The following is an 11142-nucleotide window of genomic DNA, read 5'->3' on the forward strand; positions in this document are numbered from 1 at the left end:
GCTCGTCAGCGGCGGAGCACCCGCAGGGACCCGGTGATGCCGACCTCGGTGAACCCGTCGTCGAGGGCCCGGAGGTAGATCTCGTAGGGCGGGCGTCCGCCATCGGCGGGGTCGGGGAAGACGTCGTGGATGGCGAGGAGCCCCCCGGGGGCGACCTTCGGCGACCATCCTTCGTAGTCGGCGTGGGCAGGCTCGGCACCGTGACCACCGTCGATGAACACCAGGGCGCACGGCGTCGACCAGTGCCGGGCCACCACGGGTGAGTCGCCCACGACGGCGATGACGGACTCCTCGAGGCCCGCCCGCCGGATGGTGGCCCGGAAGGCCGGCAGGGTGTCGATCTGCCCGGCGTGCGGGTCGACGAGCGAGGCGTCGTGCCACTCCCAGCCGGGCTGGTTCTCCTCCGAGCCACGGTGGTGATCGACGGCGAAGAGCACCGCCTCCCGCTCCCGGGCGGCGGCGCCGAGGTAGACCGACGACTTGCCGCACCAGCTGCCGATCTCCACGAACGGCGCGCCAGGAACGGCCAGCCCGGCGTCCATCCCCGCCTCCCAGAGGGCGTCACCCTCGTCGGCCGGCATGAAGCCGACGGCCTCCTCGGCCACCTCTCGCAACGACGGGTGCATGGCGGTCAGGCTACGCACCCGGCGGGACCACCTCGCCACCCTCGAGGAGCCGGCCCGCGCCCCCGGGGCGGACCACGAGCAGCACCCCGGCCTCGACCGACACGGTGGCCCGCGTCGCCACCATCTCGTTGCTGACCCCACGGGTCGTGCCCGGCTCGAGGTCCTCGCCGTCGAGGGCGAACGCCAGCCCCGACGTCCGCACGCCCGACACCGCGCCCCCGGCAGGGAGCAGCGACACCAGGTCGCCCCGGTCGCCATCGAGCACCACCTCGTCGTGGACGACGGCGACGCGGGCCCGACCGATCACGGCGTCGATGGTGATGCCGGCGAAGCCGAGCTGGGCCAGGGCGAGAACGTTGGCGAGGGCGTGGTCGAGGCGGCCTCCGTGCCCCCCGACGAGGGTGAGCCGCCGGGCACCGAGCCGCTTGGCCACGAGCACGGCCAGCTCGAGATCGGTGTGATCCTTGGCCGCCGGGTGGCGCTCCACTGAGCTGCCCGCGGCGACCGCCGCCTCCAGGGCGTCGGGGTCGACCGAGTCGAGGTCGCCCACCACGAGGTCGACCCGCAGGCCCAGGGTGTCGGCCTGGGCGAGGCCGGAGTCGGCCGCCACGACGTAGGCCCCCGTGGGCAACCAGTCGGCCACCCACGGCTCCACCGGGTCACCGCCGGCGAGCACGACGACGTGCACGGGGGCGACCTCCACGACCGGAGGCTACCGAGCCCGCAGCCTCGGGGCCTCAGCTCGAGGTCGCGAGCTCGTCGTCCTCGTCGTGGGCATCGTGGGCTGCGACGACCTTGAAGAGGATGGCGTCGAGGATGAAGTACTTGAGGATCCACAGCGAACCGAACGCCAGGAGGTTGGCGGCGTTGACCACGAGGGGGGCGTCGTTCCACTGGGCGGCGTAGTGGACCAGCAACGTCGAGAACGCCAGGCCGAGCACCGCCATGGACCAGAACGGGAAGACCTCCCGCCAGAAGCGGTTGCGCCCGCGCTTGCCCCACACCCAGTAGCGGTTGAGGACGTACGACGGGATGCACGCGATGGAGACGGCGATGACGTTCGACAGCGCCGGCGACAGCCCCAGGACCACGTTGCAGACCAGGAGCAGGACCTGGGTGACGGTGACGGCCACGGCCGAGACGCCCGCGTAGCGGACGAAGCGACGGTCGGCGTGGGTGCGGGCGAGATCGACGAGGGTGTGCACGGCCACCGGTCAACGCTATCGCCCGTGACCGTCGCCGCCGCACGCGCCGGGCTCCTCGTGGACCGTGCCCGCCAGCGCTCGATGTCGGCCCTCTAGGGTGCCGTCGTGACGACTCCGCTGGACGACCTGGTCGAGCTGCTCGACCTCGAGCCGATCGAGGTCAACATCTTCCGGGGGGTGAGCCCCGACGACGCCCGCCAGCGGGTCTTCGGCGGCCAGGTGGCCGGCCAGGCCCTCGTGGCAGCGGCCCGGACCGTCGACGAGGACCGTCACGTCCACTCCCTCCACGCCTACTTCCTCCGGCCCGGCGACCCGGCCGTGCCCATCCTCTACGAGGTCGACCGGATCCGCGACGGGCGCTCGTTCACCACCCGCCGGGTCGTCGCCATCCAGCACGGCCGCGCCATCTTCAACCTGGCCGCCTCGTTCCACGTGGACGAACCCGGCCTCGACCACGAGGCCGCCATGCCTGACGTGCCCGCTGCGGAGTCCCTCCCGACCTTCCAGGAGCGCTACGCCCCGGTCGCCGAGGAGATGGGTGAGTGGTACCACCGCCCCCGACCGATCGACCTCCGCTACGTGGAGGCGCCGGGCCGGCTCCGGGGCCCCGACGCCGGGACGCGCCACAGCGAGCGAATCTGGCTGCGGGCCGACGGGCGGCTCCCCGACGACCAGCTGCTCCACACCTGCGTGCTCACCTACGCCAGCGACATGACCCTGCTCGACACCGCCCTCCTGCCCCACGGCCGGAGCTGGCAGGACGGGGAGCTGATGATGGCCAGCCTCGACCACGCCATGTGGTTCCACCGGCCCTTCCGCGTCGACGAGTGGCTGCTGTACGACCAGGACACGCCCTCTGCGTCGGGTGCCAGGGGCCTGAGCCGGGGCCTGATCTTCACGGCCGACGGCCACCTCGCGGTGTCGGTGGTCCAGGAAGGCCTGATCCGGGCGATCGGCCGCTCCTGAGGCCGAGCGCGACCTCCGGCGCGCCGAGAATGGGCGTCATGACCTCCCGGATCGCCCTGCTCGCCCTGGTCGCCGTGGCGCTCGTCGCTGGCGCCTGCGGGGGCGACGACGGTGGCGCGGCGTCGACACCGCAGCCCACCGGCACCGTCGAGGGGGCGCCCACCACCGAGGCTCCCACCGACGAGCCCGGGACCGAGCAGGAGTCGCCGTCGCTCGACGACGTGCGGGTCCGCCTGGTCGAGGTCGCCCGGCTCGACGCCCCGGTGGCCATGGCCGTCCGCCCCGGCCACGAGGACGTCCTCTACCTCGCCGAGCGGGCGGGGCGGGTGCGACTGCTCCGGGGCGACGACGTCGACCCCACCCCCCTGCTCGACATCACCGCCGCCACCACCACCGACGCCGAGCGGGGCCTCCTCGGCCTCGCCTTCAGCCCCGACGGCGACCGCCTGTACGTGAGCTCCACCGACCCGGGCGGCGACAGCCTCCTCGTCGAGTACGCCATGGGCGACGCCCCCGACGAGCTCGACGAGTCCTCGGCACGCACGGTGATGCAGGTGGCCCAGCCCTTCGGCAACCACAACGGCGGGCACATCACGTTCGGCCCCGACGGGTTCCTCTGGTACGGCCTCGGCGACGGAGGGGGCGGCGGCGATCCCCATGGCAACGGCCAGGACACCTCCACGCTGCTCGGGAGCCTCCTGCGCATCGACCCCCGCCCGAACGGCGACGACCCCTACGGGATCCCGGCCGACAACCCCTTCGTGGACGGAGGCGGCCGGGCCGAGATCTGGGCCTACGGCCTCCGCAACCCCTGGCGCTTCACCTTCGATCGGGCCACCGACGACCTCTGGATCGCCGACGTGGGCCAGAGCCGGGTCGAGGAGGTCAACCACCTGCCGGCAGCCGAGGGCACCGGGCGGGGCGCCAACCTCGGCTGGAACCGCCTGGAGGGCAGCGAGGCGTTCGAGGGCCAGCCGCCGGCGGACCACACCCTCCCGGTGTTCGAGTACGCCCGGACCGGTGCGCGGTGCTCGGTCACCGGTGGCCACGTCTATCGGGGCTCGGCCGTCCCGGCCCTCGTAGGCGCGTACGTGTGGGGCGACTACTGCGAGAGCCAGGTCCACGCCATCGCCGTGAAGAGGGGCGAGGTCACGGCCGAGGCCGCCCTCGGCGTCGGGGTCGACCCGGGCACGCTGGCGTCGTTCGGCCAGGACGCCGCCGGCGAGCTGTACGTGCTGTCCCTCGGGGGAAGCGTCTGGCGCCTCGAGGCCGCCTGAGCCGATGCCTCGGGCGGCCGCCGCGGCCCTACCCTGGACAGCCGTGCCCCCCCGCTCTGCCCGCCTCCTCCTCGCGCTCCTGACCCTGACCGCGGCCTGCGCGGGTGGCGACGACGCCGGCATCGACCGCGCCGCGACGACCACCACCGCCGCCGACACCACCACGACGCCACCGGAGACGACCACCACCACGGCACCCGACCTCGACCCCCGGGCCGCCGACGACCCCCAGGGCCTCGCCGCCCAGATCGTCCACGCCGAGGGCGCCATCGCCGACCCGGCCACCACCGGTGACGAGCTCCGGGCCGCCGGCCGCCTCCAGCAGGTGGTCTACCGGGCCCTCAGCACCCGCCCGGAGTGGGACGAGGCCGTCGACGCCGCCCTCCCCGAGGGCCTGCGCCCCATCGCCCGGGCCAACGTCGACGCCAACCGCGAGCTCCGCTCGACGCTGCGCCTGCGCGACACCCTCCCGGCGTGGAGGATCGTCGAGGCTGCTCCGGCCGACGAGCTCCGCCGGTACTACGAGGAGGGCCAGTCCCTCCACGGCGTGCCCTGGGAGTACCTCGCCGCGGTCCACCTGGTCGAGAGCCGGATGGGTCGCCTCCGTGGGATCAGCACCGCCGGTGCTCAAGGTCCGATGCAGTTCATCCCGAGCACGTGGGACGCCTACGGCGAGGGCGACATCAACGACAACCGCGACGCCATCGTGTCGGCTGCGCGGTACATGGCCGCCAACGGCGGCGACTGCCGCGAGGGCGCGCCGTGCAACCTCGACAACGCCCTGCACCGCTACAACCCGGCGCCCACGGGCTGGTACAAGCGGGCGGTCACCGCCTTCGCCGAGCGCATCCGGGCCGACGAGCGCGCCCACCTCGGCTACCACGAGTGGCAGGTGTTCTACGCCACGACCCTCGGTGACGTCTGGCTCAGGATCGGCTACGAGGAGCCCGAATCGCGCGCCGTGACCGAGGCCGACGTGGCCAACGGCGCCGGCCCCCGCTGACGCGAGCGCCGCCCCGGGAGCTACCCGCCGGCGATGGCTCCCACGACGTAGAACACCTCCGTGCCGCCGACGACCGCCTCCGGCAGCGGCGCGTCCGGGCCCTCGTGGGACAGGTCTTCCTCACCGGCGAAGAACCTGATGAAGGGGCGGCGATGGCCGGTCTCGCCGTCGCGCATCGTTCCGCGCAGGGCCGGGAAGCGCGCCTCAAGCGCGTCGAGCACGCCCCGCTGGGTCGCCGGCCCGTCCAGCTCGAGCTGCACCTCTCCCACCACGTCGGCGAGGTGGCGCAGGTGAGCCGGCAGCACGACCCGGATCACGGCAAGGTCTGGACTTCCACGGAGAGCACGGCGGGGAGGTCGCGCACGATCGGCTCCCAGCTGTCGCCCTCGTCGGCCGAGACGTAGACCTGGCCGCCGGTGGTCCCGAAGTAGATGCCGCACGGGTCGAGGGCGTCGACGGCCATGGCGTCGCGGAGGACGTTCACGTAGCAGTGGCGCTGCGGGAGCCCCCGGCCCAGCGGCTCCCACTCGCCGCCCCCGGTCCTGCTCCGGTACACCCGCAGCACGCCATCGGGCGGATAGTGCTCCGAGTCGCTGGTGATGGGCACCACGTAGATGGTGTCGGGCTCGTGGGTGTGGACGTCGATGGCGAAGCCGAAGTCGGTCGGCAGGTCACCGCTCACCTCGTGCCAGGACTCGCCGGCGTCGTCGGTTCGCATCACGTCCCAGTGCTTCTGCATGAACAGCACGTCAGGTCGGTTGGGATGCTGGGCGAGGCGGTGCACGCAGTGGCCCACCTCGGCGTCGGGGTCGGGGAGGAACTCGGAGTGAAGGCCGTTGTTGGTCGGTCGCCACGTCTCGCCCCCGTCGTCGGTCCGGAAGACCCCCGCGGCGGAGATGGCGACGAACATCCGGGCGACGTCGACCGGGTCGAGCACGATCGTGTGCAGGCACATCCCACCGGCACCCGGCTGCCACGCCGAGCCGGAGCCGTGGCCGCGCAGGCCGGGCAGCTCCTGCCACGACCCGCCGCCGTCGACCGACCGGAAGAGGGCGGCGTCCTCGACGCCTGCCCACACCGTGTCGGGATCGGTGGGCGACGGCTCCAGGTGCCACACCCGGGCGAACTCCCACGGGTGGGGTGTGCCGTCGTACCACTGGTGCGTGCCGGGGACACCCTCGTAGCGGAACTCGTTGCCAACCGGGTCCCACGTGCGCCCACCGTCGTCCGACCGCTGGATCAGCTGGCCGAACCACGAGGTCGACTGTGACGCCCAGAGCCGGTCGGGATCGGCCGGCGAGCCGGCGACGTGGAAGATCTCCCAGCCGCCGAACAAGGGCCCGACCACCTCCCACCCCTTCCGCTTCCCGTCCGAGGTGAGGATGAACGCACCCTTCCTCGTCCCGACGAGCACCCGGATGCCTGCCATCAGTCGACGAGCGCCTGGTAGACGAGCTGCTTCATCTGCGGGCGCAGCGGATAGGTGCTCGAGGGGAGCAGCTGCGTCAGGAACAGGGCGGTGATCTGCTCGACCGGGTCGACCCAGAACAGGGTGCTGGCCGCCCCGCCCCACGAGAACTCACCTTCGCTCGAGAGGACCTTGTTCTTGGCGGCGTCGAGCACCACGGAGAACCCGAGGCCGAAGCCCACCCCGTCGAAGCTGGTCTCGGCGAACAGCGGTCGGCCGAAGGTCTCGAGGTCGGCGTCGCCGGGCAGGTGGTTGCGGCTCATGTACTCGAGCGTGCGGGTGCCGATGAGGCGCACGCCGTCGAGCTCGCCCCCGTTGAGGAGCATCTGGCTGAAGCGGTGGTAGTCGCCCGCGGTGGAGACCAGGCCCCCGCCGCCGGAGAGGCACGCCGGTGCCGACTCGGCCGCCTTCCCCATGGCGTCGATGCGCAGGGTCGTGCCCGTCGAGGGGTTCCGGGTATAGAGGGCCGCCAGGCGGTCGAGCTCGGCCTCCTCGACGAAGAACGCGGTGTCGGTCATGCCGAGCGGCTCGAAGATTCGCTCGCGGAAGAAGGCGTCGAGCGACTGGCCCGAGAGCACCTCGATCACCCGGCCGAGGACGTCGGTCGAGACCCCGTAGTTCCACTCGCTGCCCGGCTGGAAGAGCAGGGGGAGGCCGGCGTACAGGTCGCAGGTGGCGGCGAGGTCGGCCCCCTCCGGTGTGCCCCACTCGAACCCCGCGGCGCGGTACATGGCATCGACGGGGTGGGCGTGGTGAAAGCCGTAGGTGAGCCCGGAGGTGTGGGTCAGGAGGTGCCAGAGCCGCATCGGCTCCGACATCGGCTCGGTGACCGGGTTCATCGTCGAGCCGCTGCGGTAGACGCGGGCCCCGGCGAACGAGGGGATGTAGCGCTCGACCGGGTCCTTCAGCTCGAATGCCCCCTCCTCGTAGAGCATCATCGCCGCCACCGACGTGATCGGCTTCGTCATCGAGTAGATGCGGAAGATGGTGTCGACCTCGACCGGCGTCGACGCCTCGACGTCACGATGCCCGTAGGTGCTCAGGTGAGCGATGCTCCCGGCGCGGGCGACGAGCATGAGCCAGCCCGGCAGCCGGCCGTCGTCGACGTAGCGCCGGAAGTGGGTGTCGAGCCGGGCCAGCCGGTCCGGGTCGAAGCCCACCTCGTCGGCGTCGATCTCGATCGTCGGTCCACCCATGGCACGTCCCCCTCGTCGAAGTCTTGACCCGCCGGTCAGGATAGGCGACGGCGGCTGCTAGAACCGACGGGCGTGAGCGACGACATGTCCCGGATCCTGCGCCTCCTCGACCTCGAGGAGGACGGCGACGCCTTCGTCGCGCCCACCCCCAGCGACGGACCCGAGCGGCTCTTCGGTGGCCAGGTCGCCAGCCAGAGCCTGCGCGCCGCCACCCTCACCGTGGGCGAGGACCGCCTCCCCCACTCGCTGCACGCCTACTTCATGCGACCCGGCCGGCCAGGCACGCCGCTGCGCCTCGAGGTCGACCGCCTGCGAGACGGCCGCTCGTTCACGACCCGTGGCGTGACCGCCAGCCAGGACGGCGAGCCCATCTTCAGCCTCACCGCTTCGTTCCACATCGCCGAGGCCGGCGACGACTGGCAGCTCCCCGCCCCGGGCGCGCCGGACCCCGAGTCGTTCGAGGCGCCCGACTCGCCCTTCACCAGGTTCGCATCGATGAGCCCCTTCGAGCTCCGGCCCGTCTCCAAGCCGGCGCCCGGCGGGTTCCCGATCATCCACCCCTTCTGGGTGCGGACCAAGGGCCCGCTGCCCGACGACCCCGCCCTCCACGCCTGCGTGCTCGCCTTCATCTCCGACATGGGCGTCGTCGGCAGCGCCCGGGCACCGGGCTCCTCCCTCCCCGCCCGGTTCATGGGCGCCAGCCTCGACCACGCCCTCTGGTTCCACCGCCCGGCGCGAGCCGACGACTGGCTGCTCTTCTCGGTGGACCCGATGTCGAACGCCGGCTCACGGGGCCTCGCCCGCGGCACCATGCACACCCGCGACGGCGTCCTCGTCGCCTCCCTCGCCCAGGAAGCGCTGCTCCGCGACGCCGGTACGGCGCCGCTGCCCTAGCGAGAGGACGCGTCGTTGTGGCGGCGACGGTGGTCGGAGGCGGGCGGGCGGCTCTCGGCGGCGACCAGGAGGTCGAGGACCTCACCGATCGTCCGGTCGGGACCCAGGTCATCCGACAGCTGGAGGTGCTCCTGGACGTGGTAGCGGTTGCGCCGCCCGTCGCGCTCCTTCACCACGTAGCCCGCCGCGGTGAGGTCGGCGACGATCCCGAAGGCGGTGCGCTCGGTGACCCCGATGGCGATCGCGAGCTCGCGCAACCGGGCATCGGGCTGGTCTGCGACGGCGACCAACGCCCGGGCGTGGTTGGTGAGGAAGCTCCAGGTCGGCACAAGACATAGGATACTCATAACTAGAAAAGAATTGCTAGGGAGTTTTAACTGGTATACGGTTGCTGTACTTCCTCTCGGAGGGTCGGTCGCTCCGACGACCGACAGCTCGGCACACGACGGAAAGAGAACCCACCATGAACGCTCGAGCTCCTCGCCTCGCCCGACGGTCCGCCCTCGTGCTGGCGGCCACGCTGCTCGCCCTCGGCACCCTCCCTGCCGGCGCTCAGAGCGCCCAACCCACGGTCGGCCTCGGCACCGCCGGCAGCTTCGCCGTGCTTGCCGGGTCCGAGATCACCAACACCGGAAACACCGTGATCAACGGCGACCTCGGCATCCACCCCGGGACGGCCGTCACCGGCTTCCCCCCGGGCACGGTCAACGGCGCCATCCACATAGCCGACGCCGTGGCGGCCCAGGCGAAGACCGACCTCGTCACCGCCTACAACGACGCGGCCGGGCGGACGCCCTTCACGGCGGTGGCCACCGAGCTCGGAGGGCGCACCCTCCAACCAGGCGTCTACCGCAACACGACGCTCGGCATCACCGGCGCCCTCACCCTCGATGCCATGGGCGACCCAAACGCCGTCTTCATCTTCCAGGCCGGCAGCACGCTCATCACCGCCTCGGGCAGCTCCGTGAACCTGATCAACGGCGCACAAGCCTGCAACGTCTTCTGGCAGGTTGGCAGCTCCGCCACCCTCGATACCACCACAAGCTTCGTCGGCAACGTGCTGGCGCTGACGTCGATCACCGCCAACAACGGCGCCACCGTGCAGGGACGGCTGCTGGCACGCAACGGCGCCGTCACCTTGATCAACAACACCGTCACCGCAGCGTTCTGCGCCGCCCAGGCCCCGGACGAGACGACGACCACCACGACCACGACGACCACCACGACGACCACCACGACGACCACCGCGCCGGACGCGACCACCACGACCACCGCGCCGGCGGTTGCGGTCCCGATCGACAGCCCCACCGAACCCACCGATGAGGGCACTGCGACCGCCACCCCCTTGCCGGCTCCCGGCGACGACAGCTCCGTCACCCTCACCGCCACACCCACCCTGCCCTTCACCGGATCGGATACCACCCTGGCCACAGCCGGGCTCCTGTCGGTCGCGCTCGGCGGGATCCTCGTGGTGGTCGCCAACCGCACCACCCCCCGGCTCCGGCGCATCGACGAGGCGGGCTAGCTAGGTTCGAGGGAGTGGCTGACCCGAAGTCGTTCGCCCTCGACGAGCAGGTCCACCGCTACCTGGTGGAGCACAGCACACCCCTCGACGACGTCCGCCTGAGGCTGATCGCGGCCACCGCCGAGCTCGGCCCGGTCGCCCGCATGCAGGTGGCCCCCGAGCAGTCGTCGTTCCTCACGGTGCTCACCCGCCTCCTCGGCGTGCGACGGGCGGTGGAGGTCGGCACCTTCACCGGCCTGTCGGCGCTGTCGATCGCCATGGGCATGCCCGACGACGGGCACCTCCTGTGCTGCGACGTGAGCGAGGAGTGGACCGACGTGGCCCGGGAGCACTGGGCCGATGCCGGCGTCGAGGGGCGCATCGAGCTGCGGATCGCCCCCGCTGCGGAGACGCTGCGCTCCCTCCCGGCCGATCCCGTCATCGACCTCGCCTTCATCGACGCCGACAAGGGTAGCTACGTCACCTACTGGGACGAGCTCGTTCCCCGCCTTCGCCCCGGTGGGGTCGTGCTGGTTGACAACGTGCTGTGGCGTGGCCAGGTGGTCGACGACTCGATCACCGACGACGACACCGAGGCCATCCGGCGCTTCAACGACCACGCCCTGGCCGACGAGCGCGTCGAGGTGGTCATGCTTCCCATCAGCGATGGCCTCACCCTCGCCCGCCGCCGCTGAGGCTCAGAGCAGCCCCTGCACCGCCTCGGGCGGGCGGCCCACGACAGCCCGGCCGTCGTCGGTCACCACGATGGGGCGCTCGATGAGGATCGGGTTGGCCACCATGGCGTCGATCCACCGGGCCCGGTCGTGCGGCCACTCGATGAGGCCCAGCTCCTTGGCCACGTCCTCACCGGTGCGGGCCACCTCCCACGGCTCCTTGCCCAGCGCGGTGAGCACGCGGTCGAGCTCATCGGCGGTCGGGGGGTCATCGAGGTAGCGGCGCTCGACGTGGTCGACGCCGCGCTCGTCGAGGATGGCCTTGGCCG

General features: G+C 72.2%; 14 protein-coding genes. 6 read left to right on the forward strand and 8 right to left on the reverse strand.

Annotation, left to right across the window (positions count from 1 at the left end; all coding sequences use genetic code 11):
• Window positions 1–5 precede the first annotated feature (5 nt).
• From VMN58_13485 to VMN58_13495, 3 genes are read right to left on the reverse strand one after another with little or no spacing between them, the layout of a single operon-like run.
• Window positions 6–626, reverse strand: coding sequence for a class I SAM-dependent methyltransferase (locus VMN58_13485; GenBank protein HUF34211.1), 621 nt, complete (start codon window positions 624–626; stop codon window positions 6–8).
• A gap of 10 nt (window positions 627–636) precedes the next feature.
• The gene (locus tag VMN58_13490; GenBank protein HUF34212.1) at window positions 637–1329 is read right to left on the reverse strand and encodes a thiamine diphosphokinase; all 693 of its coding nucleotides are present in this window, start codon (window positions 1327–1329) and stop codon (window positions 637–639) included.
• 34 nt (window positions 1330–1363) lie between these two features.
• Window positions 1364–1837: a GtrA family protein gene (locus tag VMN58_13495; protein ID HUF34213.1), complete on the reverse strand. Its 474-nt coding sequence runs from the start codon at window positions 1835–1837 to the stop codon at window positions 1364–1366.
• 99 nt (window positions 1838–1936) lie between these two features.
• On the opposite strand from VMN58_13495, the gene VMN58_13500 reads away from it, so the two are divergent.
• From VMN58_13500 to VMN58_13510, 3 genes are read left to right on the forward strand one after another with little or no spacing between them, the layout of a single operon-like run.
• Window positions 1937–2797, forward strand: coding sequence for an acyl-CoA thioesterase II (locus VMN58_13500; protein ID HUF34214.1), 861 nt, complete (start codon window positions 1937–1939; stop codon window positions 2795–2797).
• A gap of 38 nt (window positions 2798–2835) precedes the next feature.
• Window positions 2836–4074: a PQQ-dependent sugar dehydrogenase gene (locus VMN58_13505; GenBank protein HUF34215.1), complete on the forward strand. Its 1239-nt coding sequence runs from the start codon at window positions 2836–2838 to the stop codon at window positions 4072–4074.
• Window positions 4075–4117: 43 nt separating this feature from the next.
• Window positions 4118–5077, forward strand: coding sequence for a lytic transglycosylase domain-containing protein (locus VMN58_13510; GenBank protein ID HUF34216.1), 960 nt, complete (start codon window positions 4118–4120; stop codon window positions 5075–5077).
• 20 nt (window positions 5078–5097) lie between these two features.
• On the opposite strand, the gene VMN58_13515 is transcribed toward VMN58_13510, so the two are convergent.
• Genes VMN58_13515 through VMN58_13525 form a run of 3 tightly spaced genes read right to left on the reverse strand, consistent with a single transcriptional unit; the run spans window position 5098 to window position 7741 of the window.
• The gene (locus tag VMN58_13515) at window positions 5098–5394 is read right to left on the reverse strand and encodes a MoaD/ThiS family protein (protein HUF34217.1); all 297 of its coding nucleotides are present in this window, start codon (window positions 5392–5394) and stop codon (window positions 5098–5100) included.
• Entirely contained in the window at window positions 5391–6506 is a 1116-nt protein-coding gene (locus VMN58_13520) for a hypothetical protein (protein ID HUF34218.1), read from the reverse strand. The genes VMN58_13515 and VMN58_13520 overlap by 4 nt, the downstream gene beginning before the upstream one ends.
• On the reverse strand, window positions 6506–7741 hold the full coding sequence (locus tag VMN58_13525; protein HUF34219.1) for a serine hydrolase domain-containing protein: 1236 nt from the start codon (window positions 7739–7741) through the stop codon (window positions 6506–6508). The genes VMN58_13520 and VMN58_13525 overlap by 1 nt, the downstream gene beginning before the upstream one ends.
• A 72-nt stretch (window positions 7742–7813) precedes the next feature.
• Between VMN58_13525 and VMN58_13530 the strand changes: the two genes are divergently transcribed.
• Window positions 7814–8635, forward strand: a complete 822-nt coding sequence (locus VMN58_13530; GenBank protein HUF34220.1) for an acyl-CoA thioesterase II — start codon at window positions 7814–7816, stop codon at window positions 8633–8635.
• Here the strand turns inward: VMN58_13530 and VMN58_13535 are convergent.
• Entirely contained in the window at window positions 8632–8964 is a 333-nt protein-coding gene (locus VMN58_13535) for an ArsR family transcriptional regulator (protein HUF34221.1), read from the reverse strand. The genes VMN58_13530 and VMN58_13535 overlap by 4 nt on opposite strands.
• Window positions 8965–9098: 134 nt before the next feature.
• Between VMN58_13535 and VMN58_13540 the strand changes: the two genes are divergently transcribed.
• Both VMN58_13540 and VMN58_13545 read left to right on the forward strand, forming a co-directional pair.
• Entirely contained in the window at window positions 9099–10160 is a 1062-nt protein-coding gene (locus tag VMN58_13540; GenBank protein ID HUF34222.1) for an ice-binding family protein, read from the forward strand.
• A 14-nt stretch (window positions 10161–10174) separates the two neighbouring features.
• Window positions 10175–10834, forward strand: coding sequence for an O-methyltransferase (locus VMN58_13545; GenBank protein HUF34223.1), 660 nt, complete (start codon window positions 10175–10177; stop codon window positions 10832–10834).
• A gap of 3 nt (window positions 10835–10837) precedes the next feature.
• Here VMN58_13545 and VMN58_13550 read toward each other — a convergent pair.
• The coding region (locus tag VMN58_13550; protein HUF34224.1) for an ArsC/Spx/MgsR family protein at window positions 10838–11142 on the reverse strand (305 nt) is incomplete at its 5' end.

The organism is Acidimicrobiales bacterium, assembly GCA_035512495.1.
In the GTDB taxonomy this organism is placed as follows: domain Bacteria; phylum Actinomycetota; class Acidimicrobiia; order Acidimicrobiales; family CADCSY01; genus DATKDW01.